Below are 26575 nucleotides of genomic sequence, written 5' to 3' on the forward strand. Positions count from 1 at the left end.
GCATAAAAAAAGCGCCTCTCGGCGCTTTTTTTATGCAGCAACTTCAGATCAAGCCATTTCGACCGCAGTTTCAAACTCAAAGGTCAGCTCGCCGTCTTTCAGGTCGATGTGTACCACACCGCCATGCTCGGCCAACTCACCAAAGAGAATCTCTTCCGCCAATGGACGCTTGATCTTGTCCTGGATCAAACGCGCCATCGGGCGTGCACCCATCAGCGCATCGTAGCCGCCAGCTGCCAGCCAGCCTCGCGCCTCGTCAGACACCACCAGCTGCACGTGCTTGTCGTCCAGTTGCGCCTGCAGCTCGGTGAGGAACTTGTCCACCACATGCTTGATAACCTCATGGCTGAGGCGACCAAATTGAATGATGGTGTCCAGGCGGTTACGGAACTCCGGAGTGAAGCTCTTCTTGATCGCTTCCATTGCATCGGACGCATGGTCCTGAATCGTGAAACCGATAGAAGCCCGCGAAGCTGTCTCGGCGCCCGCATTGGTGGTCATGATTACGATCACGTTGCGGAAGTCGGCCTTGCGCCCGTTGTTATCGGTCAGCGTACCGTGATCCATGACCTGCAACAGCAGGTTAAAGACCTCTGGGTGAGCCTTCTCGATCTCATCGAGCAGCAGCACGCAATGCGGCTGCTTGGTGATGGCTTCCGTGAGCAAGCCGCCCTGGTCGAAGCCCACGTAGCCCGGAGGTGCACCGATCAAACGCGATACGGTGTGGCGCTCCATGTACTCGGACATGTCGAAACGTACCAGTTCGATCCCCAAAGCCTTGGCCAGCTGGCGTGCAGCTTCGGTTTTACCGACTCCGGTCGGCCCTGCAAACAGGAACGAGCCAACAGGTTTGTCGGGGGACTTGAGACCGGCACGGGAAAGCTTGATCGCCGTCGACAACGAATCAATCGCTGCGTCCTGACCGAACACGGTCATTCTCAGGTCCCGCTCCAGATTACGCAGCAGCTCTTTGTCCGAGCTGGATACATGCTTTGGAGGAATACGTGCGATTTTCGCAACGATATCTTCGACCTGTGCCACCTCGATGCGCTTGACGCGCTTCTCAATTGGCTGCAAGCGTTGATAGGCACCCGCTTCGTCGATGACATCAATGGCCTTGTCCGGCATGTGCCGGTCATTGATGTAGCGTGAAGCCAGTTCAGCGGCGGCGCGCAAGGCCTCATCACTGTATTCGATACCGTGATGCTGCTCAAAACGGCCCTTGAGGCCACGCAGGATACCAATGGTGTCTTCAACCGAAGGTTCGGACACATCGACTTTCTGGAAGCGGCGCGCCAGGGCACGGTCTTTTTCGAAGATCCCGCGAAATTCCTGGAACGTCGTCGAACCGATGCAGCGGATATCACCCGAGGACAATAGCGGCTTAAGCAGATTGGAGGCGTCCATCACGCCACCGGAAGCAGCTCCGGCACCAATAATGGTATGGATCTCATCGATGAACAAAATCGCATGCGGGCGTTTTTTCAGCTCGCCGAGCAGCGCCTTGAAACGCTTCTCGAAATCGCCACGGTACTTGGTACCTGCCAGCAAGGCACCGAGATCAAGGGAGTAGACGATGCTGTTAGCCAGCAGATCAGGTACTTGATTGTCGACAATGCGCTTGGCCAGGCCTTCGGCAATTGCGGTTTTGCCCACACCGGCCTCACCGACCAGCAACGGGTTGTTTTTGCGGCGACGCGCCAGGATCTGAGCAACACGCTCAACCTCCATTTCGCGCCCCACCAGAGGATCGATGCGACCCTGACGAGCCAGCTCGTTCAAGTTACTGGCATAGGCATCCAGCGGATTACTTGAGGACGACGACTCGCCACCCTCTTCGTCCTGCATTTCATGATCGCCGTCGGAGTGATCGCCCTGCCCCGGCACTTTGGAAATGCCATGGGCAATAAAGTTGACGACATCAATACGCGCAACGCTCTGCTGCTTGAGCAGAAACACGGCCTGGCTTTCTTGCTCGCTGAAAATCGCTACCAGTACATTGGCACCCGTGACTTCACGCTTGCCAGAACTTTGAACGTGAAATACGGCACGCTGCAAGACGCGCTGAAAGCCCAGAGTTGGCTGGGTTTCGCGATCTTCGTCGTGAACAGGGATCAGGGGAGTAGTGGAATCAATAAACTCTTGCAGGTCATGCTTGAGTTTGTCGAGGTTTGCGCCACAGGCGCGTAGAACGGTTGCGGCCGCCTCATTATCCAGGAGCGCAAGAAGGAGGTGCTCAACCGTCATGAACTCATGACGCTTGGAGCGCGCTTCCTTGAAGGCCAGATTGAGGGTGACTTCGAGCTCGCGATTTAACATGGCTTCACCTCATACCCAAGTGGTCGGCGTTAACCGTCCTTCTCGATTTCACAGAGTAGCGGATGCTGGCTTTCGCGTGCGTACTGGTTTACCTGCGCCGCCTTGGTCTCGGCAATGTCGCGGGTATAGATGCCGCACACAGCCCGTCCTTCTGTATGGACGGCCAGCATGACCTTGGTCGCCAATTCGCGATTCAAGTTAAAGAACACCTCAAGAATTTCTACAACGAAATCCATGGGTGTGTAGTCATCGTTGAACAAAACCACCTTGTACATCGGCGGCGCCTGGAGCGCAGGCTTAGCCTCTTGCACAGCCAAGCCAGCGGAGTCTTCGCCATCAAAATCGGGCTGATCCTGATTGAATGTTAGTCGAGTCTGGCTGATTGCATGCATGGAAAGAAAGGTTCGTTGTTGAGCGATTACAGTGATGGAGGCAAACGTGTCAAATTTCAACAGCGCCGCCGCGTGACCTTGACTATCGGTAAAACGGTGTTACAACCAATGCAACCCACAGTGGGGAGTAAAGGTCCGCGCAGTCAACCATATTTGATGGTTAATGTGCGAGTGAACTGGATGATACTCCAGTGATGGAGTCGTTTGCAGCAGAGGGATATGAGTATGCAAGGCAAGGTCAAGTGGTTCAACAATGCCAAGGGCTTCGGCTTTATCAATACAGAGGCCAAGGAAGGCAAAGACGACGACGGAAAAGAAATCGACTTCTTTGCCCACTTTTCCGCCATCCAGATGGACGGCTATAAAACGCTCAAGGCCGGCCAGCCCGTAAGCTTCGAGATTACTCAAGGTCCAAAGGGCCTGCATGCCGTAGCGATTACCGATGCAAAAGCCATTGCGCCATCGCCAATCGCCGAGCCAGAGGTGAACAGCCTGCAGGTCTGACCCGCCCGCATAAACCACCCCATAAAAAACCGTCCGGCTCATTCACTCGAACCGGACGGTTTTTTTATGGCGCCTTGATCTCGCCGTATCCCATGCACAACTCCACTTATGGGTACCCGCTATGTCAGCCCCGAAAACAAAGGCCAAAGCCCAGGATACCCGCACAGTGGGCGACCCATTCTTAGACCAATGGATGACCGTCGATATTGCGCGGCCCTCGCAGGAACATTAGTGACCTATGTATACTGCGCCGGTGACCACGGAGTCACTCAGATACACCTACTGGAATGAGTCTTTCAGGCCTAGAAAGGCTGAGTCGTTACCCCGGCTCGACCGCTTGACGCTCTACTGATGCATTCACATCACCGCGAAGAACCTCGACTTTCGGCTCATTGTTCACTGTGAACGAAAGCGCCTACCCTGCGCATCTCGAGTATCTGAGCACGCTCAGCAAAGAAGAGAGTTAATCCGAAATGCCCAACCGTTCGAAGATCATCTACACCTTCACCGACGAAGCTCCGGCGCTCGCCACCTATTCACTGCTGCCTATCATCGAAGCCTTTACCGCTAGCGCTGATATCGCCGTTGAGACGCGCGACATCTCTCTGGCGGGCCGTATCCTCGCCAGCTTCCCCGAGCAATTGGGTGCCAAGGCTGTAGCAGACCACCTCGCCGAACTGGGCGCCCTGGCCGTTACACCTGAAGCCAACATCATCAAGCTGCCTAACATCAGCGCCTCGGTCCCGCAATTGCAGGCCGCGATCAAAGAACTGCAAGCGCAGGGCTTTGACATTCCGGACTACCCGGAAACCGTGACCACTGACGCTGAGAAAGAAGTAAAAGCGCGTTACAGCAAAGTCATGGGCAGCGCCGTAAACCCGGTACTGCGCGAAGGCAACTCCGACCGCCGCGCACCGCCGTCGGTCAAAAACTATGCCCGCAAGCACCCGCATAAAATGGGCGCCTGGAGCACAGACTCCAAATCCCACGTAGCTCACATGAGCGAAGGCGACTTCTACGGCAGCGAAAAAGCCGCCCTGATCGAAGCCCCGGGTAGCGTCAAGATCGAATTGATCGCTCAAGACGGCACTACCACTGTCCTGAAAGAGAAAACCTCCGTCCAGGCCGGCGAGATCATCGATTGCTCCGTCATGAGCAAAAAGGCATTGCGCGAGTTCATCGCGGCCGAAATCGAAGACGCCAAGAAAAAGGGCGTACTGTTCTCGGTTCACTTGAAAGCCACCATGATGAAGGTGTCCGACCCGATCATGTTCGGTCAGATCGTGGCTGAGTTCTATAAGGATGCGCTGGAAAAACACGCAGACATCCTGAAAGAAATCGGTTTCAACCTGAACAACGGTATCGGCGACCTGTACACCCGCATCAAGGCCCTGCCGGCCGAGAAGCAAGCTGAAATCGAAGCCGACATCGAAGCTGTCTACGCCAACCGCCCTGCGCTGGCGATGGTCAACTCCGACAAAGGCATCACCAACCTGCACGTGCCGAGCGACGTTATCGTCGACGCCTCGATGCCGGCCATGATTCGTGATTCCGGCAAAATGTGGAACACGCAAGGCCAGCTGCAAGACACCAAAGCCGTGATCCCTGATCGCTGCTACGCCACTATCTACCAGGCGACCATCGAAGACTGCCAGAAGCACGGCGCCTTCGATCCGACCACCATGGGCAGCGTGCCGAACGTTGGCCTGATGGCACAGAAAGCCGAAGAGTACGGTTCCCACGATAAAACCTTCCAGATCAAAGCCGATGGCGTTGTTCGCGTAACCGACAGCAACGGCAACGTGCTGATGGAGCAGAAGGTTGAAGAAGGCGATATCTGGCGCATGTGCCAGGCCAAGGACGCGCCGATCCGCGACTGGGTCAAACTGGCCGTCAACCGTGCCCGCGCCAGCAACACCCCTGCCGTGTTCTGGCTGGACCCAAAGCGTAGCCATGACGCCGAGATGATCAAAAAGGTAGAAACCTACCTGAAGGATCACGACACCAGCGGCCTGGACATTCGCATCATGGCGCCGGTCGATGCCATGAACTTCACCCTGGAACGCACCCGTGCGGGTCTGGACACCATCTCGGTGACCGGCAACGTACTGCGCGACTACCTGACTGACCTGTTCCCGATCATGGAACTGGGCACCAGCGCCAAAATGCTCTCGATCGTACCGCTGATGAATGGCGGCGGTCTGTTTGAAACCGGCGCAGGCGGTTCGGCACCCAAGCACGTGCAACAACTGCTGGAAGAAAACTTCCTGCGCTGGGACTCGCTGGGTGAGTTCCTGGCTCTGGCAGCCTCTCTGGAACACCTGGGCACGACCTACAACAACCCGAAAGCGTTGGTGTTGGCCAAGACCCTGGACCAGGCCACCGGCCAGTTCCTCGACAACAACAAATCGCCATCGCGCAAAGTCGGCAACATCGACAACCGCGGCAGCCACTTCTACCTGGCGCTGTACTGGGCTCAAGCCCTGGCCGCCCAGACTGAAGACAAAGAACTGCAAGCGCAGTTTGCCCCTGTGGCAAAAGCCCTGGCCGAGAACGAGGCAAAAATTGTTGCCGAACTCAACGCCGTACAGGGCAAGCCGGTCGACATCGGTGGTTACTACCACGCCGACGCCGACAAGGTGAGCAAAGTAATGCGCCCTAGCCCAACACTGAACGCGATCATCGCCTCAGCGTAAGAGCAACAGGCAACAACACAAACCCCGGCCCACGACGCCGGGGTTTGTGTTTTTGGGCCTGACTATCTCGTAGCAGCTGCCGAAGGCTGCGTCCGGCGACGCAGTCGGCGTAGAATCAATGCCCGCAATTTGTCAGTTACACCGCACACTCAGGTTTGACGATTGCTCTGCAACCGGACGCAGCCTTCGGCAGCTGCTACGAAAATCAGCCACGCCGTACTAGCGAGATACCTCATGGAATGGAAACCCCACATCACCGTCGCCACTGTCGTTGAGGACAATGGCCGCTTTCTTATGGTTGAAGAGCTCAAAGGCGAACGCGCCGTGCTCAATCAACCCGCCGGCCATCTCGACCCGGACGAAAGCCTGATCGACGCCGCGATCCGCGAAACCCTCGAAGAAACCGGCTACGACGTCGAACTTACCGGCGTGATCGGCATTTATCTGTACACCGCCCCCAGCAACGGTGTGACCTACCAGCGCGTGTGCTTTGCCGGCAAAGCCGTTAAACACCACCCCGACTACCAACTGGACACCGGCATCATCGGCCCGCTCTGGATGACCCGCGACGAGCTCATAGAGCAACGTCATCGCTGGCGCAGCGAGCTGAGCCTGCAGTGCATCGACGATTATCTGAGCGGTAAACTCTTCGACCTGACGTTAATCCGCCCTTCGGTTTAGCCTTGAGCGCTCGGGCCTGCTAGAATCGCGTCCTTTTTCAAGACACTCATTGAAACCTTATGCGTGATCCAGCGTTAGTCGCCCCCGAAAAGCAGCGCGTCATTGTCGGCATGTCCGGCGGTGTCGATTCTTCCGTTTCCGCCGTTCTGCTCATCGAGCAGGGCTACCAGGTGGAAGGCCTGTTCATGAAGAACTGGGAGGAAGACGACGGAACGGATTATTGCACCGCCATGGATGACCTGGCAGACGCCCAGGCCGTGTGCGACAAAATCGGCATCAAGCTGCACACCGCCAACTTTGCCGCCGAGTACTGGGACAACGTGTTCGAACACTTCCTGGCCGAATACAAGGCCGGACGCACGCCGAACCCCGACATCCTGTGCAACCGCGAAATCAAGTTCAAGGCGTTCCTCGACTACGCCGTGATGCTGGGTGCCGACTTGATCGCCACCGGCCACTATGTACGTCGTCGTGATATTGACGGCCGGACCGAGTTGCTCAAGGGCCTGGACCCGAACAAGGACCAAAGCTATTTCCTGCACGCCGTCGGCGGTGAGCAAATCGCCAAGACCCTGTTCCCGGTCGGCGAGCTGGAAAAACCCGAAGTGCGCAAAATTGCTGAAAAGCACGACCTGGCCACCGCGAAGAAAAAAGACTCCACCGGGATCTGCTTCATCGGGGAGCGCCGCTTCAGCGATTTCCTCAAGCAGTACCTGCCGGCCCAACCGGGCGAGATCAAAAACACCGAGGGTGAGGTCATAGGCCGCCACCACGGCCTGATGTACCACACCATCGGCCAGCGTCAGGGCCTGGGCATCGGCGGCCTCAAAGACGCCAGCGACGAGCCGTGGTACGTGCTGATCAAAGACCTCGAGCACAACGAGCTGATCGTCGGCCAGGGCAATGATCACCCATGGTTGTTTTCCCGCGCCCTGCTCGCATCGGAAATCTACTGGGTCAATCCGATCGACCTGAGCACTCCGCTGCGCCTGACGGCCAAGGTCCGCTATCGCCAGAGCGACCAGCCTTGCACGCTGGAAAAGACTGCCAACGGTTATCGCGCCACGTTCGATGATCCGCAACGCGCCGTCACCCCCGGCCAGTCCGTGGTGTTTTACGATGGCGAAGTGTGTCTGGGTGGCGGCGTTATTGAAGTCGCCGAGCCCTGGACCAGCAAGGACAGCCGCGCATGAACCCCACTCAGGAGCAACTGATAGCCCTGGGCGGTGTATTCCTCGCTGCTGTACTGGTAGACAAGATCGCCAAGACCGGCCAGGTCAGCGAAGCCGACTTGAGCTGCATGCTTGGCAGCCTGCTGATTCGAGACCCCAAAGACACGCTCGAAGTCTATGGCGGTGACGACATCAACCTGCGCGAAGGCTACCGGGCCCTGATCGGCGCCCTTGAGCGCGACCCCAATACCCTGCAGCGCGAGCCCTTGCGCTACGCCCTGTCGATGCTCGGCCTTGAGCGCCAGCTGGCCAAGCGCGAAGACATGCTGGAGTTGATCGGCAAGCGTCTGCCGCAGATCCAGTCACAGGTCGAGCACTTCGGTCCGGCCCATGAAAACGTGGTAGCCGCCTGTGGCGCGCTGTACCAGGACACCTTGAGCACTCTGCGGCAGCGCATTCAGGTGCACGGTGACATGCGCAACCTGCAACAACCGAGCAACGCCTCAAAAATTCGCGCCCTGCTGCTGGCCGGTATCCGCTCAGCACGACTTTGGCGTCAATTGGGTGGCCATCGCTGGCAGCTGGTAATCAGCCGCCGCAAGCTGCTCAAAGAGCTTTACCCGATGCTGCGCGGAAACTGAAACACGCCAGCAGGCATACTTTGTAACGTCGATATGCGTATGACGCCGGTCAGTTGGCAACGGACCGGCCGTTTTTTTCATGTATGATACGCGCCCCATTTCGTTGCCCGACTGTCCGAGAACACCCCATGCAGCTTTCTTCGCTCACTGCGGTTTCCCCTGTTGACGGCCGCTACGCCGGCAAAACCCAGGCCCTGCGCCCGATTTTCAGCGAATACGGCTTGATCCGTGCCCGCGTTCTGGTTGAAGTCCGCTGGCTCCAGCGCCTGGCTGCTCACGCCGCGATCCCTGAAGTCCCGGCTTTCTCCGCCGAAGCCAACGCCGTTCTGAATGAACTGGCCGAAAACTTCTCTCTGGAACACGCCGAGCGCGTCAAAGAGATCGAGCGCACCACCAACCACGACGTCAAAGCCATTGAGTACCTGCTCAAGGAACAAGCCGCCAAACTGCCTGAACTGGCCAACGTCAGTGAGTTCATCCACTTTGCCTGCACCAGCGAGGACATCAACAACCTGTCCCACGCACTGATGCTGCGCGAAGGCCGTGATGACGTGATGCTGCCGCTGATGCGCCAGACCGCAGAAGCCATCCGCGAACTGGCAATCAAGTTCGCTGACGTGCCGATGCTGTCGCGCACCCACGGCCAACCGGCTTCGCCGACCACCCTGGGCAAAGAGCTGGCCAACGTGGTTTACCGCCTGGAGCGTCAAATCGCTCAGGTTGCTGCAGTCCCGCTGCTGGGCAAAATCAACGGCGCCGTGGGCAACTACAACGCCCACCTGTCGGCCTACCCGCAGATCGACTGGGAAGCCAATGCCCGCGCCTTCATCGAAGACGAGCTGGGCCTGGGGTTCAACCCGTACACCACACAGATCGAGCCGCACGACTATATCGCCGAGCTGTTCGACGCCATCGCGCGCTTCAACACCATCCTGATCGACTTCGATCGCGATATCTGGGGCTACATCTCCCTGGGCTACTTCAAGCAGCGCACCATCGCCGGCGAAATCGGCTCCTCGACGATGCCGCACAAGGTCAACCCGATCGACTTCGAAAACTCCGAAGGCAACCTGGGTATCGCCAACGCCCTGTTCCAGCACCTGGCCAGCAAATTGCCAATTTCCCGCTGGCAGCGCGACCTGACTGACTCCACCGTACTGCGCAACCTCGGCGTGGGCTTTGCTCACAGCGTTATCGCGTACGAAGCCAGCCTCAAAGGCATCAGCAAGCTTGAGCTTAACGCTCAGAAGATCGCTGCCGACCTGGACGCCTGCTGGGAAGTCCTGGCCGAACCGATCCAGACCGTAATGCGCCGCTACAACATTGAAAACCCGTACGAGAAGCTCAAAGAGCTGACCCGCGGCAAGGGCATCAGCCCACAAGCACTGCAAACTTTCATCGACGGCCTTGAAATGCCGCAAGCGGCTAAAGCCGAGCTGAAACTGCTGACGCCAGCCAATTACATTGGTAACGCGATCGAGCAGGCCAAGCGCATCTAACCGCTGCAACGACCTACTAACGCCCGGCCGTGCCGGGCGTTTTTATTCCCGATTACAAAGCGCAATTTTTCAATAGGTTACACATGAATCCTGATATTCCTCTTCAACTTCTGGGCGGCATCACTGCACGCGAATTCCTGCGCGACTACTGGCAGAAGAAACCGTTGCTGATCCGTCAGGCCATTCCTGACTTCGAAAGCCCGATCGACGCCGACGAACTGGCCGGTCTGGCACTTGAAGAAGAAGTCGAATCACGCCTGGTCATCGAACACGGCGAGCGCCCGTGGGAATTGCGCCGCGGCCCGTTTGCCGAGGACGAGTTCGGCAAACTGCCGGAGCGTGAGTGGACCTTGCTGGTACAAGCGGTCGATCAGTTCGTGCCTGAAGTCGGCGAGCTGCTGGAAAACTTCCGCTTCCTGCCAAGCTGGCGTATCGACGACGTGATGATCAGCTATGCCGCCCCGGGTGGCAGCGTTGGTCCGCATTTCGATAACTACGACGTGTTTTTGCTGCAAGGCCACGGCAAGCGCCACTGGCAGATCGGCCAGATGTGCGATTCCGAAAGCACGCTGCTGGAACACGCCGACCTGCGCATCCTGGCCGACTTCCAGGCCACCGACGAGTGGACCCTGGAGCCGGGCGACATGCTGTACCTGCCACCGCGCCTGGCGCACTGCGGCGTGGCCGTGGATGACTGCCTGACCTACTCGGTAGGTTTCCGCGCCCCAAGCGCAGCTGAAGTGCTGACCCACTTCACCGACTTCCTCAGCCAGTACCTGCCGGACGAAGAGCGCTACACCGACGCCGACGCGCAACCGGTCAGCGACCCGCACCAGATCCAGCACGATGCACTGGACCGCCTCAAAGGCTTGCTGACCGAGCACATGAGCGATGAGCGCATGCTGCTGACCTGGTTCGGCCAATTCATGACCGAGCCGCGCTACCCGGAACTCGTGACCGGGCCAGAGCTCGAAGAAGAAGATCTGCTGGGCAGCCTGGAACAGGGCGCTGTCCTGATCCGCAACCCGAGCGCCCGCCTGGCCTGGTCCGAAGTCGATGAAGACCTGTTGCTGTTCGCCAGCGGCCAAAGCCGCCTGCTGCCGGGCAAGCTGCGCGAACTGCTGAAAATGATCTGTGCCGCCGATGCACTGCACAGTGACAACCTCGGCCCATGGCTGGCCGATGAAGACGGACGCAACCTGCTCTGCGAGCTGGTTAAACAAGGAAGCCTGGGGTTCGCCGATGAATAGGATTCACGTACGTGTCGCCAGCTGGCAAAAGGACAACGCCGAACTTCGACGCATTCGTGAAGCGGTGTTTATTGCCGAGCAACATGTCCCGCCCGAACTGGAGTGGGACGCAGACGATGCCGACGCAGTGCATTTTCTGGCCTATGAGGGCGACTTTCCGATTGGTACCGCCAGGCTCCTGCCAGACGGCCATATCGGCCGGGTTTCGGTGCTTAAGGACTGGCGCGGCCTGAAAGTCGGCGATGCGCTGATGCAGGCGACCATCAACGAAGCTGAAAAGCGCGGACTGAAGCAACAAAAGCTCAGTGCACAGGTACACGCCACGCCATTCTACGAGCGGCTGGGCTTCAAGATCGTCAGCGAGGAGTTCCTGGAAGCAGGTATTCCACATGTTGATATGGTGCGTGCGAGCTGATTGTCACGGCTGGCACATACCCTGTGGGAGCGGGCGAGTCCGCTCCCACAGAAGATAACGCCCTGCCATCTTCGGATCGCAGGGCGTTTTGCTATCTGGCACACTCCCCTCATGCCTTTTCAGCATTGCGGAGATAACGGATATGTCCCTACGCGCCATCATCACCAGCCTGATATTGCTCTCCAGCATCAGCGCTCAGGCCGATACCCAGGTCATTACTCTGCAGAACCGCACCAGCACCGACCTGCTACCCATTGCACAAAATTTTATCGGTAAAAACGGCAAGGTCAGCGCTTACGGCAATCAATTGATCGTCGAAGCACCGGCACAAAAAATTCATAACCTCGAAAATCTGCTATCGCAACTCGACAAACCGGCCAGGCGTTTACTGATCACCGTCGATACCAGCGACACCAACCTCCCGGCTCCCGACGCCAATACCCGTGTGATCAGTACCGCCAGCCGCGACGGCGGAATTCAGCAAATCCAGGCCACCGAAGGCGTGCCCGCGCTGATCCAGACCGGACAGAGCGTGCCCCTCACCAGCCTGCGGACAGACGCCTATGGCCGGGTCCTCACACAAACGGATTACCGGGACGTGACCCGCGGGATGTACGTAACTGCGAACGTAACAGGTGAAACGGTACACCTGGCCATCAGCAGTCATCGCGACCACATGAGCCAGGAACAGCCGGATGTAGTGAACATTCAAAATACCGACACACAGGTCAGCGGCCCCCTGGGCCAGTGGATCACCCTGGCCGGCATCAACGGCCAGAGCCAGGCCGGACAGCAAGCCGGAACCCGCAACTACTCTACTCAAAACCGGGATGACATGACCTTACGGATCAAAGTAGATGCTCTCGACTAAAAGGCCCGAAACTGACCGGCAAGTCGTTTTTCAGCAAATATGTAGTGCTTTTAAAAAAGCACTACAAAACATTTGACGACGTAAAAATGCAGAGGCATGATGGCCCCGCTCCCGCTAATCAGAGCCCCCCAAATGGCTCTGGGCCTGCACGGCCGATAGCGAGTAGCCATTCACGCTTAACAACATTGTTGTGTGCCTGGTGGAGCAATTACTTTTCAACCCAGACCTATGCGACGAGGTTTATCTCCATGGCACTGACACGCGAACAGCAAATTGCAGCCCTTGAAAAAGACTGGGCCGAAAATCCACGCTGGAAAGGCGTGACTCGCGATTACTCCGCTGCTGACGTGGTCCGCCTGCGCGGCTCGGTTCAACCCGAGCACACCTTTGCAAAACTGGGCGCTGACAAGCTGTGGAAACTGGTGACACAGGGCGCACACCCGTCCTTCCGTCCCGAGAAAGATTTCGTCAACTGCATGGGCGCCCTGACCGGGGGCCAGGCAGTACAACAGGTTAAAGCCGGCATCCAGGCTATTTACCTGTCGGGCTGGCAAGTGGCAGCAGACAACAACTCTGCTGAATCCATGTACCCCGATCAGTCGCTGTACCCGGTGGACTCAGTACCAACCGTGGTCAAGCGCATCAACAACTCGTTCCGCCGCGCCGACCAGATCCAGTGGAAAGCTGGCAAGAACCCGGGCGACCAGGGTTACATCGACTACTTCGCACCGATCGTTGCCGACGCTGAAGCCGGTTTCGGCGGCGTTCTGAACGCCTACGAACTGATGAAGAGCATGATCGAAGCAGGCGCCGCCGGCGTTCACTTCGAAGATCAGCTGGCCTCGGTTAAAAAATGCGGTCACATGGGGGGCAAGGTACTGGTACCCACCCAGGAAGCCGTACAAAAGCTGACCGCTGCTCGTCTGGCTGCAGACGTCGCGGGCACCCCGACCATCATTCTGGCCCGCACCGACGCCAATGCGGCTGATCTGCTGACCTCTGATTGCGACCCGTACGACCAGCCATTCGTGACCGGCGAGCGGACCAAGGAAGGCTTCTACAAAGTACGTGCAGGCCTGGACCAGGCTATTGCTCGCGGCCTGGCCTATGCACCGTATGCCGACCTGATCTGGTGCGAAACCGCCAAACCGGACCTGGACGAAGCGCGCCGCTTTGCTGAAGCGATCAAAAAGGAATACCCGGACCAACTGCTGTCGTACAACTGCTCACCTTCCTTCAACTGGAAGAAAAACCTGGACGACGCGACCATCGCCAAGTTCCAGCGTGAATTGTCGGCAATGGGCTACAAGCACCAGTTCATTACCCTGGCCGGCATCCACAACATGTGGCACAGCATGTTCAACCTGGCGCACGACTACGCCCGCAACGACATGACCGCCTACGTGAAACTGCAGGAACAGGAGTTCGCTGACGCCGCAAAAGGCTACACCTTTGTGGCGCACCAGCAGGAAGTGGGCACCGGCTACTTCGATGACATGACCACCGTGATTCAAGGCGGCTCTTCTTCCGTAACCGCCCTGACCGGCTCGACTGAAGAAGAACAGTTCCACTGATTGAGCACCACACACAGAAACAGAGACAGGGACATTGCCTGACCTGCAGAGAAAAATACGCGATGCCTTGAACATGACGCCCCGACCGGTTCGGGGCGTTTTTTTTGCGCCCCCTTTTTAGGCAGGATCTGGCTGCCAGCGATAGCCTCAATTGTTCCGTCCAGCACGACAGGATCGCTGACAAGCCAGCTCCCTCAACCAGCCCACGTACCGTCTTCTTTTGAATCGACAAAAAACTGATCCAGGTCCATACCCGAAAACAAGAATCAGGTAAAAAGCCAAGGCCAAAACTTGCATCCCGTACATATATAAGCCAACTTCCACACACCCCTGCAGCGGAGGCCTGACAGATACGAGCTCAAACGATATTAATTATCATTTAGAGTGGCTTTTATTGATTACTTTGCCGACAAAACATATTCGACAAAACACGCTGTAATGCCCGTGCTACGTGGGCTGGACAGGCTTCGTGACTGTCTCTACCACTAAAGGATTGAATTAATTCATCTTAGAAAATTTACTTGCCGGGTGTTTAGCCATAAAATCCCGGCCATCAATAGCGCTGCGACATATCGTCACTGCTTTATTTCTTTTTTAAGCTCAGAGACCCTTGCTCTCTGTTAAGGATTACCAGCATGCCCGAAGCGACAGGACTCATAGCCCACAACTGGGGCTTTGCCATTTTCCTTCTCGGTGTTGTCGGCCTTTGTGCCTTCATGCTCGGCGTCTCCAGCCTCCTCGGGTCAAAAGCCTGGGGTCGCAGCAAAAACGAACCGTTCGAGTCGGGCATGCTACCTACCGGTGGCGCCCGCTTGCGGCTCTCAGCCAAATTCTATCTGGTCGCGATGCTGTTCGTGATCTTCGATATCGAAGCCCTCTTTCTCTTTGCCTGGTCTGTGTCTGTTCGCGAAAGCGGCTGGACCGGATTCGTCGAAGCTCTCGTTTTCATAGCAATTCTGTTGGCAGGCCTTGTCTACCTATTTCGGGTGGGTGCTCTTGATTGGGCACCGGAAGCTCGTCGTAAGCGGCAGGCCAAGCTGAAACAATGAGGCTTTGGCGATGCAATACGAACTCACCAGGATCGACCCGGATGCTCCTAACGAGCAGTACCCGATCGGCGAACGGGAAACCGTTTCCGATCCGTTAGAAGATCAAGTCCACAAAAACATCTTCATGGGCAAGCTTGAGGACGTACTGAACAATACGGTCAATTGGGGACGTAAGAACTCCCTGTGGCCGTACAACTTCGGTCTGTCCTGCTGCTACGTGGAGATGACCACCGCCTTCACGGCGCCCCACGACATCGCGCGCTTTGGCGCCGAAGTTATCCGGGCATCGCCGCGTCAGGCGGATTTCATGGTTATTGCCGGTACCTGCTTCATCAAGATGGCGCCGATCATCCAGCGTCTCTATGAGCAAATGCTTGAGCCTAAATGGGTTATTTCCATGGGTTCTTGCGCCAACTCCGGCGGCATGTACGACATCTACTCCGTGGTTCAAGGGGTCGACAAGTTCCTGCCCGTGGACGTTTACGTGCCTGGCTGCCCACCCCGCCCAGAGGCTTTTCTGCAGGGCTTGATGCTCTTGCAAGAGTCGATTGGCCAGGAGCGTCGCCCACTTTCCTGGGTTGTCGGCGAACAAGGCGTTTATCGCGCCGAGATGCCGTCACAAAAGGAACAGCGCCGCGAACAGCGTATTCAGGTCACCAACCTGCGCAGCCCCGACGAAGTCTGATCCAGCTCTGCTTCTTTAATAGAACGAGACACTGGCTTCATTCTTTACGTTGACCGAAAGCGATAAAAAACCATGACTACAGGCTCCGCTCTGTACATCCCGCCTTATAAGGCTGACGACCAAGATGTGGTTGTCGAACTGAACACCCGTTTTGGCCCTGAGGCGTTCACTGCCCAGGCCACGCGCACCGGCATGCCGGTGCTTTGGGTTACCCGCGCAAAACTGGTTGAAGTACTGACCTTCCTGCGCAACCTGCCAAAACCCTACGTCATGCTCTACGACTTGCACGGTGTGGACGAACGTCTGCGCACCAAGCGCCAGGGCCTGCCATCTGGCGCAGACTTCACCGTCTTCTATCACCTGATGTCGCTTGAACGTAACAGCGACGTCATGATCAAGGTGGCGCTGTCCGAAAGTGACCTGAGCGTGCCGACCATCACCGGTATCTGGCCGAACGCCAACTGGTACGAGCGTGAAGTCTGGGACATGTTCGGTATCGACTTCAAAGGTCACCCGCACCTGTCGCGCATCATGATGCCGCCGACCTGGGAAGGTCACCCGCTGCGCAAGGACTTCCCGGCCCGTGCCACTGAGTTCGATCCGTACAGCCTGACGCTGGCCAAGGTTCAGCTGGAAGAAGAAGCCGCCCGTTTCAAACCCGAAGACTGGGGCATGAAGCGTTCCGGGGAAAACGAGGACTACATGTTCCTCAACCTCGGTCCCAACCACCCTTCTGCTCACGGTGCCTTCCGCATCATTCTGCAGCTGGACGGTGAAGAGATCGTCGACTGCGTACCGGACGTCGGCTACCACCACCGTGGTGCCGAGAAAATGGCCGAGCGTCAATCCTGGCACAGCTTCATCCCGTACACCGACCGTATCGACTACCTCGGCGGCGTGATGAACAACCTGCCGTACGTACTCTCGGTCGAGAAACTGGCGGGTATCAAGGTTCCGGACCGGGTAGACACCATCCGCATCATGATGGCCGAGTTCTTCCGGATCACCAGCCACCTGCTGTTCCTGGGGACCTACATCCAGGACGTGGGCGCAATGACCCCGGTGTTCTTCACGTTCACCGACCGTCAGCGCGCTTACAAGGTGATCGAAGCCATCACCGGCTTCCGTTTGCACCCGGCCTGGTACCGCATCGGCGGCGTTGCCCACGACCTGCCGAACGGCTGGGAACGCCTGGTCAAAGAATTCATCGACTGGATGCCCAAGCGTCTGGACGAGTACCAGAAAGCCGCTCTGGACAACAGCATCCTGCGTGGCCGTACCATCGGCGTTGCCGCCTACAACACCAAAGAAGCCCTGGAATGGGGCGTCACCGGTGCCGGCCTGCGTTCCACCGGTTGCGATTTCGATCTGCGCAAGGCGCGTCCGTACTCCGGCTACGAGAACTTCGAGTTTGAAGTACCGCTGGCGGCCAATGGCGATGCCTACGACCGTTGCATCGTGCGTGTCGAAGAAATGCGCCAGAGCCTGAAAATCATCGAGCAGTGCATGCGCAACATGCCGGCCGGCCCGTACAAGGCGGATCACCCGCTGACCACGCCGCCGCCTAAAGAGCGCACGTTGCAACACATCGAGACCTTGATTACGCACTTCCTGCAAGTTTCGTGGGGCCCGGTAATGCCGGCCAACGAATCCTTCCAGATGATCGAAGCGACCAAGGGCATCAACAGTTATTACCTGACGAGCGATGGCGGCACCATGAGCTACCGCACCCGGATTCGCACCCCAAGCTTCCCGCACCTGCAACAGATCCCTTCGGTGATCAAAGGCGAAATGGTCGCGGACTTGATTGCGTACCTGGGTAGTATCGATTTCGTTATGGCCGACGTGGACCGCTAAGCATGAACAGCACGCTTATCCAGACAGACCGTTTCGCCCTGAGCGAAACCGAGCGCTCGGCCATCGAGCACGAGCTGCATCACTACGAAGACCCGCGCGCGGCGTCGATCGAAGCCCTGAAGATCGTTCAGAAGGAACGTGGCTGGGTGCCTGATGGCGCGCTTTACGCCATCGGTGAAATGCTCGGCATACCTGCCAGCGACGTTGAAGGCGTGGCCACGTTCTACAGCCAGATCTTCCGTCAGCCAGTGGGCCGTCACATCATTCGCGTATGCGACAGCATGGTCTGCTACATCGGTGGCCACGAGTCCGTGGTCAGCGAAATCCAGAGCAAACTGGGCATCGGCCTGGGCCAGACCACTGCAGACGGCCGTTTCACGCTGCTGCCGGTGTGCTGCCTGGGCAACTGCGACAAGGCGCCGGCGTTGATGATCGACGACGACACATTCGGTGACGTACAGCCTGCTGGCGTCGCCACGTTGTTGGAGGGCTACCCATGACCCTGACTTCTTTCGGCCCTGCCAACCGCATCGCGCGGTCGCCGGAAACCCACCCTCTGACCTGGCGTCTGCGTGACGACGGCGAGCCGGTATGGCTTGACGAGTACCAGGCCAAGGACGGTTACGCGGCAGCCCGCAAGGCATTCGCCGACATGGCCACGGACGACATCGTCCAGACCGTGAAAGACGCCGGCCTCAAGGGCCGCGGCGGCGCCGGTTTCCCCACGGGCGTGAAGTGGGGGCTGATGCCCAAAGACGAATCCATGAACATCCGTTACCTGCTGTGTAACGCCGATGAAATGGAACCCAACACCTGGAAAGACCGCATGCTGATGGAGCAACTGCCCCATCTGCTGATCGAAGGCATGCTGATCAGTGCCCGCGCACTGAAAACCTACCGTGGCTATATCTTCCTGCGTGGCGAATACACCACCGCCGCCAAGCACCTTAACCGTGCCGTCGAAGAAGCCAAGGCAGCGGGCCTGCTGGGCAAGAACATTCTGGGCTCGGGGTTTGACTTCGAACTGTTCGTTCACACCGGCGCCGGGCGTTACATCTGCGGTGAAGAAACCGCATTGATCAACTCCCTCGAAGGCCGTCGCGCCAACCCGCGCTCCAAGCCGCCGTTCCCGGCAGCCGTGGGCGTATGGGGCAAGCCGACCTGCGTGAACAACGTTGAAACCCTGTGCAACGTCCCGGCCATCATCGGCAACGGCGTTGACTGGTACAAATCCATTGCCCGCGAAGGCAGCGAAGACATGGGCACCAAGCTCATGGGCTTCTCCGGCAAGGTCAAGAACCCCGGCCTGTGGGAGCTGCCGTTTGGCGTGACCGCTCGCGAGCTGTTCGAAGACTACGCCGGCGGCATGCGCGATGGCTTCAAGCTCAAGTGCTGGCAGCCAGGCGGCGCCGGTACGGGCTTCCTGCTGCCGGAGCACCTGGACGCACAAATGTACGCCGGTGGCATCGCCAAGGTCGGCACCCGTATGGGCACCGGTCTGGCCATGGCCGTCGACGACAGCGTCAACATGGTGTCCCTGCTGCGCAACATGGAACAGTTCTTCTCTCGCGAATCCTGCGGTTTCTGCACCCCTTGCCGTGATGGCCTGCCATGGAGCGTCAAGCTGCTGATGGCCATCGAAAACGGCGAAGGTCAGCCCGGCGATATCGAGACCCTGCTGGGTCTGGTCGGTTTCCTCGGCCCTGGCAAGACGTTCTGTGCACACGCACCGGGTGCCGTGGAGCCATTGGGCAGCGCGATCAAGTACTTCCGTCCAGAGTTCGAAGCCGGTATTGCGCAAGCAAAACCCGGGGTTCCACCTCTGGCACGCCCGATTGTAATCGGCGCGTAACGCTTTGAAGGAGAGCGGTCCGTGCCGCTCTCTGATCGTTCGATAACGCCGTAAGGCTGAGTTGCTTCGAACGCATAACAAGATTCCATTAGCCACGCCCGCTGACACCGGGCCAACGAAGACCTTTGAACCATGGCCACTATCCACGTAGACGGCAAAGATCTCGAAGTCGATGGGGCAGACAACCTGTTACAGGCGTGTCTGTCGCTAGGCCTCGATATCCCGTATTTCTGCTGGCACCCTGCCCTGGGCAGTGTTGGCGCTTGCCGCCAATGCGCCGTCAAGCAGTACACCGACGAGAACGACAAGCGTGGTCGTATCGTCATGTCATGCATGACCCCGGCCACCGACGGTAGCTGGATCTCCATCGACGACGAAGAGGCGAAAGTGTTTCGCGCCAGCGTTGTTGAATGGCTGATGACCAACCACCCGCACGACTGCCCTGTGTGCGAAGAAGGTGGCCACTGTCACCTGCAAGACATGACCGTGATGACCGGCCACAACGAGCGCCGCTATCGCTTCACCAAGCGGACTCACCAGAACCAGCAACTGGGCCCGTTCATTTCCCACGAAATGAACCGCTGCATCGCCTGCTATCGCTGCGTGCGCTTCTATAAAGACTACGCAGGCGGCACCGACCTCGGCGTATTTGGCGCCCACGACAACGTGTACTTCGGTCGCGTCGAAGACGGCGTGCTCGAAAGCGAGTTCTCGGGCAACCTCACCGAAGTCTGCCCGACCGGCGTGTTCACTGACAAAACCCACTCCGAGCGCTACAACCGCAAGTGGGACATGCAGTTTTCACCCAGCATCTGCCACGGTTGCTCCAGCGGCTGCAACATCAGCCCGGGCGAGCGTTATGGCGAGCTGCGCCGCATCGAAAACCGCTTCAACGGCTCGGTCAACCAGTACTTCCTGTGTGACCGTGGCCGCTTTGGCTATGGCTACGTCAACCGTACAGACCGCCCGCGTCAGCCATTACTGGCCGACGGCAGCAAACTGAGCCTCGACGCTGCACTGGACAAGGCAGCCGACCTGCTGCGCGGTCGCAACATCGTCGGTATCGGTTCGCCACGTGCCAGTCTCGAAAGCAACTATGCGTTGCGCGAACTGGTCGGCGCCGAGCACTTCTACTCCGGCATCGAAGCCGGTGAGCTGGAGCGCATCCGTCTGGTGCTGCAAGTTCTGAAAGACAGCCCGTTGCCTGTGCCGAACATGCGTGAGATCGAAGATCACGACGCCATTTTCGTCCTCGGTGAAGACCTGACCCAGACCGCCGCCCGTATGGCGCTGTCGCTGCGTCAATCGGTCAAGGGCAAGGCCGAAGCAATGGCCGATGGCATGCGCGTTCAGCCATGGCTCGATGCTGCGGTTAAAAACATTGGCCAACACGCCCTGTACCCGCTGTTCATCGCCAGCCTGGCTGAAACCAAGCTCGACGACGTGGCTGAAGAATGCGTACACGCAGCACCGGATGACCTGGCCCGTATCGGTTTCGCCGTGGCGCACGCCATCGACGCCAGCGCGCCAGCTGTTGCCGGCCTCGATGCAGAAGCCCTGGAACTGGCACAACGCATCGCCAACGCCCTGCTTGCAGCCAAACGCCCACTGATCATTGCCGGTACTTCCCTGGGCTCCAAAGCCCTGATCGAAGCCGCAGGCAACATCGCCAAAGCCTTGCACCTGCGCGAAAAGGCCGGTTCCATCAGCCTGATCGTTCCGGAAGCCAACAGCCTTGGCCTGGCCATGCTCGGTGGCGAATCGGTAGACGCCGCACTGCAAACCGTGATCGACGGCAAAGCCGACGCCATCGTGGTGCTGGAAAACGACCTGTTCACCCGGGTTGATGCCGTCAAGGTCAACGCTGCGCTGGACGCCTCCAAAGTGGTGATCGTTGCCGATCATCAGAAGACAGCCACCACTGACCGTGCCGACCTGGTTCTGCCGGCCGCCAGCTTTGCTGAAGGCGACGGTACGCTGGTCAGCCAGGAAGGCCGCGCCCAGCGCTTCTTCCAGGTGTTCGACCCGACTTACCTGGACGCCAGCATTCTGGTTCACGAAGGCTGGCGCTGGTTGCACGCCCTGCGCAGCACCCTGCTGAACAAGCCGGTTGACTGGACTCTGCTGGACCACGTGACGCAAGCCACTGCGGCCAGCACTCCAGCGTTGGCGCGTATCGTTGATGCCGCACCTTCTGCTGCGTTCCGTATCAAAGGTATGAAACTGGCCCGCGAACCGCTGCGTTACAGCGGCCGTACCGCCATGCGCGCCAACATCAGCGTGCATGAGCCTCGCACCCCGCAAGACCCGGACACCGCGTTCGCGTTCTCGATGGAAGGTTACTCGGGCTCCGTCGAGCCGCGCCAGCAGGTGCCGTTCGCCTGGTCGCCGGGCTGGAACTCGCCACAAGCATGGAACAAGTTCCAGGACGAAGTCGGCGGTCATATCCGTGCTGGCGACCCGGGTACCCGCCTGATCGAAAGCAACGGTGATTCGCTGAACTGGTTCGCCAGCATTCCGGGGGCTTTCAACCCGGCACGCGGCACCTGGCAAGTAGTGCCGTTCTACCACCTGCTGGGCAGCGAAGAGAACTCTTCCAAGGCCGCGCCGGTTCAAGAACGCATTCCGGCGGCTTACATCGCGCTGGCCAAGTCCGAAGCCGACCGTCTGGGTGTCAATGACGGCGCGCTGCTCAGTCTGAACGTTGCCGGTGTGACCCTGCGTCTGCCGCTGCGTATCAATGAAGAACTGGGTTCAGGTCTGGTGGCATTGCCTGCAGGGCTTGCCGGTATCCCGCCTGCGATCTTTGGTCTTACCGTTGACGGTTTGCAGGAGGCAGCCCAATGACCTGGTTTACGCCTGAAGTGATCGACGTGATTATCTCGGTACTCAAAGCAGTGGTCATCCTGCTTGCCGTGGTGGTCTGCGGCGCTCTGTTGAGCTGGGTCGAGCGTCGTTTGCTCGCCCTGTGGCAGGACCGTTACGGTCCGAACCGCGTTGGCCCGTTCGGCGCGTTTCAGATTGCTGCCGACATGATCAAGATGTTCTTCAAGGAAGACTGGACGCCGCCGTTTGCCGACAAGGTGATTTTCACCCTGGCACCGGTTGTGGCCATGAGCGCCTTGCTGATCGCCTTTGCGATCATCCCGATCACCCCGACCTGGGGCGTGGCGGACCTGAACATCGGCATCCTGTTCTTCTTCGCCATGGCCGGTCTGTCGGTGTACGCAGTGTTGTTCGCCGGCTGGTCCAGCAACAACAAATTCGCCTTGCTGGGCGCCTTGCGTGCCTCGGCCCAGACCGTGTCCTACGAAGTGTTCATGGGCCTGGCGCTGATGGGCATCGTGGTGCAGGTTGGCTCGTTCAACATGCGCGACATCGTTGAATATCAAGCGCAGAACCTGTGGTTCATCATTCCGCAGATCTTCGGTTTCCTGACCTTCTTCATCGCTGGCGTCGCCGTGACTCACCGTCACCCCTTCGACCAGCCGGAAGCCGAGCAGGAACTGGCCGATGGTTACCACATTGAATATGCCGGCATGAAATGGGGCATGTTCTTCGTCGGTGAATACATCGGGATCGTATTGATCTCGGCGTTGCTGGTGACTTTGTTCTTCGGTGGCTGGCACGGGCCTTTCGGCATCCTGCCGCAGATTCCGTTTATCTGGTTCGCCCTGAAGACCGCGTTTTTCATCATGATTTTCATCCTGCTGCGCGCTTCCATTCCGCGCCCGCGGTATGACCAGGTGATGGATTTCAGCTGGAAGTTCTGCCTGCCGCTGACCCTGATCAATTTGCTGGTGACCGCCGCAGTCGTGTTGTTGAACACGCCCGCCGGCGCGGTTCAGTGAGGATAGAGACCCATGTTCAAGTATCTGTTTGACATCGTGCATGGCACCTACACCCAGCTTCGCAGCCTGGTGATGGTGTTTGGCCATGCCTTCCGCAAGCGTGACACGCTGCAATACCCGGAAGAAGCGGTCTATCTGCCACCGCGCTATCGCGGGCGGATCGTCCTGACCCGCGACCCGGACGGCGAAGAGCGCTGTGTGGCCTGCAACCTGTGCGCCGTAGCGTGCCCGGTGGGCTGCATTTCGCTGCAAAAAGCCGAAACCGAAGATGGCCGTTGGTACCCGGAGTTTTTCCGCATCAACTTCTCACGCTGCATTTTTTGCGGCCTGTGTGAGGAAGCCTGCCCGACCACCGCGATCCAGCTGACTCCGGATTTCGAGATGGCCGAGTTCAAACGTCAGGATCTGGTGTACGAGAAAGAAGATCTGCTGATCTCCGGTCCCGGCAAGAACCCTGATTACAACTTCTATCGTGTTGCGGGTATGGCCGTTGAAGGCAAGCCGAAAGGCGCTGCCCAGAACGAAGCCGAGCCGATCAACGTGAAGAGCTTGCTGCCTTAAGGAAGAACGATGGAATTCGCTTTCTATTTCGCATCGGGTATCGCTGTAGTGTCCACGTTACGTGTGATCACCAACACCAACCCCGTGCACGCCCTGCTCTACCTGATTATTTCGCTGATTGCCGTGGCAATGACGTTCTTCAGCCTCGGCGCGCCGTTTGCCGGTGTGCTTGAAGTGATTGCCTACGCCGGTGCCATCATGGTGCTATTCGTGTTTGTGGTGATGATGCTCAACCAGGGCCCGGCCTCGGTTCAGCAGGAACGCATCTGGCTCAAGCCCAATATCTGGATCGGACCGACCATTTTGTCCGCCCTGCTGCTGGCCGAACTGCTGTACGTGCTGTTCGCCCATCAGAGCGGTGCTGCAATCGGTCAAACCACCATCGATGCAAAAGCCGTGGGCATCAGCCTGTTCGGTCCGTATCTGCTGGTAGTCGAACTCGCCTCGATGCTGTTGCTTGCAGCAGCGGTGACGGCGTTCCACTTGGGCCGCAACGAGGCGAAGGAGCAATAACATGCCAGGAATACCTCTCGAACATGGTCTCGCCGTTGCCGGCGTCCTGTTCTGCCTCGGTCTGGTTGGCCTGATGGTACGTCGCAACATTCTCTTCGTATTGATGAGTCTGGAAATCATGATGAACGCCGCTGCACTGGCGTTCATCGTGGCCGGTGCACGCTGGGCACAGCCGGATGGACAAGTAATGTTCATCCTGGTGATCACCCTGGCAGCCGCCGAGGCCAGTATTGGCCTGGCGATCCTGCTGCAGCTGTATCGCCGCTTCCACACGCTTGATATCGATGCTGCCAGTGAGATGCGCGGATGAACCTTCTCTTTCTGACTTTCGTATTCCCCCTGATCGGCTTTTTGCTGCTGTCGTTCTCCCGTGGACGCTTCAGCGAAAACCTCTCGGCCCTGATCGGCGTCGGCTCCATTGGCCTCTCGGCCATCGTGGCCGCCTATGTGATCTGGCAATTCAACGTTGCACCGCCTGAAGGCGGTCACTACACACAAGTGCTGTGGCAGTGGATGTCGGTGGAGGGCTTCAAGCCCAACTTCGCCCTCTATCTGGACGGCCTGTCGGTGACCATGCTCGGCGTGGTGGTCGGCGTAGGCTTCCTGATCCACCTGTTCGCCTCCTGGTACATGCGCGGTGAAGAGGGCTACTCGCGCTTCTTCGCGTACACCAACCTGTTTATCGCCAGCATGCTGTTCCTGATCCTGGGCGATAACCTGTTGTTCCTGTACTTCGGCTGGGAAGGTGTAGGCCTGTGCTCGTACCTGTTGATCGGTTTCTACTACAGCAACCGCAACAACGGTAACGCCGCACTCAAAGCCTTTATCGTGACCCGCATCGGCGACGTGTTCATGGCCATCGGCCTGTTCATCCTGTTCCAGCAACTGGGCACACTGAACATTCAGGAGCTGCTGGTTGCAGCCCCTCTGAAGTTCCAGGCCGGTGACTTCTGGATCGTATTGGCGACCTTGATGTTGCTGGGCGGCGCTGTCGGTAAATCGGCACAACTGCCACTGCAAACCTGGCTGGCGGATGCGATGGCCGGCCCTACACCGGTTTCGGCTCTGATCCACGCCGCCACCATGGTGACCGCAGGCGTTTACCTGATTGCCCGTACCCACGGTCTGTTCACCCTCGCTCCGGACATCCTGCACCTGGTCGGTATCGTCGGCGGCGTGACACTGGTACTGGCCGGTTTCGCAGCGCTGGTACAGACCGACATCAAACGAATCCTCGCCTACTCGACCATGAGCCAGATCGGTTACATGTTCCTGGCGCTGGGCGTTGGTGCATGGGACGGTGCGATCTTCCACCTGATGACCCACGCCTTCTTCAAGGCCCTGCTGTTCCTTGCTTCCGGTGCAGTGATCGTTGCCTGCCACCACGAGCAGAACATCTTCAAAATGGGCGGCCTGTGGAAAAAACTGCCACTGGCCTACGCCAGCTTCATCGTCGGCGGCGCGGCACTTTCTGCCTTGCCACTGCTGACGGCCGGCTTCTACTCCAAGGACGAAATTCTTTGGGAGGCCTTCGCCAGCGGCAACAACGAACTGCTGTATGCCGGCCTGGTCGGTGCGTTCATGACCTCGCTGTATACCTTCCGCCTGATCTTCATCACGTTCCACGGTGAAGCCAAGACTGAAGCCCACGCAGGGCACGGCGTTTCGTACTGGCTGCCTCTGGGCGTACTGATCGTGCTGTCGACCTTTATCGGCGCCATGATCACCCCGCCACTGGCAGGCGTTCTGCCACAAAGCGTCGGCCATGCCGGCGGCGAAGCCAAGCACAGCCTGGAAATCGCTTCGGGCGCCATCGCCCTGGCCGGTATCCTGCTGGCCGGCTTGCTGTACCTGGGCAAGCGCCGCTTCGTCACCTACGTTGCCAACAGCGCTATCGGCCGCTTCCTCACGGCCTGGTGGTTCGCCGCATGGGGCTTCGACTGGCTGTACGACAAACTGTTCGTCAAACCGTACCTGTTGATCTGCCGCGTGCTGCGCAAAGATCCTCTGGACCAGACCATTGGTGTGATCCCGAAGATGGCCAAAGCCGGGCATAACGCCCTGAGCCGTAGCGAAACCGGACAACTGCGTTGGTACGCTGCTTCCATGGCCGCCGGCGCTGTACTGGTCATGGGCGCCATCGTTTTGGTAGCGGTCTGATATGAACCTTCGACATTGCGAAAGGAATTGAGC

At 58.4% G+C, this 26575-nt stretch carries 23 protein-coding genes; 21 read left to right on the forward strand and 2 right to left on the reverse strand.

Annotated features, from left to right (window positions below; genetic code table 11):
• Positions 1–48: 48 nt before the first annotated feature.
• Both clpA and clpS read right to left on the reverse strand, forming a co-directional pair.
• Positions 49–2319: an ATP-dependent Clp protease ATP-binding subunit ClpA gene (gene clpA, locus ACP7BO_RS13055; protein WP_060691371.1), complete on the reverse strand. Its 2271-nt coding sequence runs from the start codon at positions 2317–2319 to the stop codon at positions 49–51.
• A 29-nt stretch (positions 2320–2348) separates the two neighbouring features.
• Positions 2349–2711: an ATP-dependent Clp protease adapter ClpS gene (gene clpS / locus ACP7BO_RS13060; protein ID WP_003447027.1), complete on the reverse strand. Its 363-nt coding sequence runs from the start codon at positions 2709–2711 to the stop codon at positions 2349–2351.
• A 225-nt stretch (positions 2712–2936) separates the two neighbouring features.
• Between clpS and ACP7BO_RS13065 the strand changes: the two genes are divergently transcribed.
• The 21 genes from ACP7BO_RS13065 to nuoL all read left to right on the forward strand — a co-directional run bounded on the left by ACP7BO_RS13065 (position 2937) and on the right by nuoL (position 26542).
• Positions 2937–3215, forward strand: a complete 279-nt coding sequence (locus ACP7BO_RS13065; RefSeq protein WP_397457207.1) for a cold shock domain-containing protein — start codon at positions 2937–2939, stop codon at positions 3213–3215.
• Positions 3216–3688: 473 nt separating this feature from the next.
• Positions 3689–5911 (forward strand): NADP-dependent isocitrate dehydrogenase, encoded by a 2223-nt coding sequence (locus ACP7BO_RS13070; RefSeq protein ID WP_397456183.1) that lies wholly within the window; start codon positions 3689–3691, stop codon positions 5909–5911.
• 234 nt (positions 5912–6145) lie between these two features.
• Positions 6146–6592 (forward strand): NUDIX hydrolase, encoded by a 447-nt coding sequence (locus ACP7BO_RS13075; protein WP_073510720.1) that lies wholly within the window; start codon positions 6146–6148, stop codon positions 6590–6592.
• 59 nt (positions 6593–6651) lie between these two features.
• Positions 6652–7785 carry a tRNA 2-thiouridine(34) synthase MnmA gene (gene mnmA / locus ACP7BO_RS13080; RefSeq protein WP_426210813.1) on the forward strand — a complete coding sequence of 378 codons (1134 nt, stop codon included), beginning with the start codon at positions 6652–6654 and terminating at the stop codon, positions 7783–7785.
• Positions 7782–8405 carry a high frequency lysogenization protein HflD gene (gene hflD, locus ACP7BO_RS13085; RefSeq protein ID WP_073510724.1) on the forward strand — a complete coding sequence of 208 codons (624 nt, stop codon included), beginning with the start codon at positions 7782–7784 and terminating at the stop codon, positions 8403–8405. Before mnmA ends, hflD begins: the two co-directional genes overlap by 4 nt.
• A 128-nt stretch (positions 8406–8533) precedes the next feature.
• Positions 8534–9904, forward strand: coding sequence for an adenylosuccinate lyase (gene purB / locus ACP7BO_RS13090; RefSeq protein WP_060691365.1), 1371 nt, complete (start codon positions 8534–8536; stop codon positions 9902–9904).
• Positions 9905–9987: 83 nt separating this feature from the next.
• Positions 9988–11154 carry a JmjC domain-containing protein gene (locus tag ACP7BO_RS13095; protein WP_397456179.1) on the forward strand — a complete coding sequence of 389 codons (1167 nt, stop codon included), beginning with the start codon at positions 9988–9990 and terminating at the stop codon, positions 11152–11154.
• A complete protein-coding gene (locus ACP7BO_RS13100; RefSeq protein WP_426210816.1) occupies positions 11147–11569 on the forward strand; it encodes a GNAT family N-acetyltransferase in 423 nt (140 codons plus the stop codon). The genes ACP7BO_RS13095 and ACP7BO_RS13100 overlap by 8 nt, the downstream gene beginning before the upstream one ends.
• 142 nt (positions 11570–11711) lie before the next feature.
• Complete coding sequence (locus tag ACP7BO_RS13105) at positions 11712–12440, forward strand: secretin N-terminal domain-containing protein (protein WP_426210818.1); 729 nt, start codon at positions 11712–11714, stop codon at positions 12438–12440.
• A 248-nt stretch (positions 12441–12688) separates the two neighbouring features.
• The gene (aceA, locus tag ACP7BO_RS13110; protein ID WP_060691361.1) at positions 12689–14014 is read left to right on the forward strand and encodes an isocitrate lyase; all 1326 of its coding nucleotides are present in this window, start codon (positions 12689–12691) and stop codon (positions 14012–14014) included.
• Positions 14015–14649: 635 nt separating this feature from the next.
• Positions 14650–15063: an NADH-quinone oxidoreductase subunit A gene (locus ACP7BO_RS13115; RefSeq protein ID WP_003446990.1), complete on the forward strand. Its 414-nt coding sequence runs from the start codon at positions 14650–14652 to the stop codon at positions 15061–15063.
• Positions 15064–15073: 10 nt separating this feature from the next.
• Positions 15074–15748, forward strand: a complete 675-nt coding sequence (locus tag ACP7BO_RS13120) for a NuoB/complex I 20 kDa subunit family protein (RefSeq protein WP_060691360.1) — start codon at positions 15074–15076, stop codon at positions 15746–15748.
• 72 nt (positions 15749–15820) lie between these two features.
• Positions 15821–17605: an NADH-quinone oxidoreductase subunit C/D gene (nuoC, locus tag ACP7BO_RS13125; RefSeq protein ID WP_003446985.1), complete on the forward strand. Its 1785-nt coding sequence runs from the start codon at positions 15821–15823 to the stop codon at positions 17603–17605.
• Positions 17606–17607: 2 nt separating this feature from the next.
• Positions 17608–18105: an NADH-quinone oxidoreductase subunit NuoE gene (gene nuoE / locus ACP7BO_RS13130; RefSeq protein ID WP_010656198.1), complete on the forward strand. Its 498-nt coding sequence runs from the start codon at positions 17608–17610 to the stop codon at positions 18103–18105.
• Positions 18102–19457, forward strand: a complete 1356-nt coding sequence (gene nuoF, locus ACP7BO_RS13135; RefSeq protein WP_003446981.1) for an NADH-quinone oxidoreductase subunit NuoF — start codon at positions 18102–18104, stop codon at positions 19455–19457. The genes nuoE and nuoF overlap by 4 nt, the downstream gene beginning before the upstream one ends.
• 132 nt (positions 19458–19589) lie before the next feature.
• Complete coding sequence (gene nuoG / locus ACP7BO_RS13140; RefSeq protein WP_426210821.1) at positions 19590–22304, forward strand: NADH-quinone oxidoreductase subunit NuoG; 2715 nt, start codon at positions 19590–19592, stop codon at positions 22302–22304.
• Positions 22301–23308: an NADH-quinone oxidoreductase subunit NuoH gene (gene nuoH / locus ACP7BO_RS13145; RefSeq protein WP_060691357.1), complete on the forward strand. Its 1008-nt coding sequence runs from the start codon at positions 22301–22303 to the stop codon at positions 23306–23308. Before nuoG ends, nuoH begins: the two co-directional genes overlap by 4 nt.
• 12 nt (positions 23309–23320) lie before the next feature.
• Positions 23321–23869, forward strand: a complete 549-nt coding sequence (gene nuoI / locus ACP7BO_RS13150; protein WP_003446975.1) for an NADH-quinone oxidoreductase subunit NuoI — start codon at positions 23321–23323, stop codon at positions 23867–23869.
• A 9-nt stretch (positions 23870–23878) separates the two neighbouring features.
• The gene (nuoJ, locus tag ACP7BO_RS13155; protein WP_060691356.1) at positions 23879–24382 is read left to right on the forward strand and encodes an NADH-quinone oxidoreductase subunit J; all 504 of its coding nucleotides are present in this window, start codon (positions 23879–23881) and stop codon (positions 24380–24382) included.
• Between the two features lies 1 nt (position 24383).
• On the forward strand, positions 24384–24692 hold the full coding sequence (gene nuoK, locus ACP7BO_RS13160) for an NADH-quinone oxidoreductase subunit NuoK (protein WP_003446970.1): 309 nt from the start codon (positions 24384–24386) through the stop codon (positions 24690–24692).
• Positions 24689–26542: an NADH-quinone oxidoreductase subunit L gene (gene nuoL, locus ACP7BO_RS13165; RefSeq protein WP_426210824.1), complete on the forward strand. Its 1854-nt coding sequence runs from the start codon at positions 24689–24691 to the stop codon at positions 26540–26542. Before nuoK ends, nuoL begins: the two co-directional genes overlap by 4 nt.
• Positions 26543–26575: the final 33 nt, after the last annotated feature.

Origin of the sequence: Pseudomonas sp. TWR2-1-1 (genome assembly GCF_049897045.1) — a bacterium.
GTDB lineage: Bacteria > Pseudomonadota > Gammaproteobacteria > Pseudomonadales > Pseudomonadaceae > Aquipseudomonas > Aquipseudomonas versuta.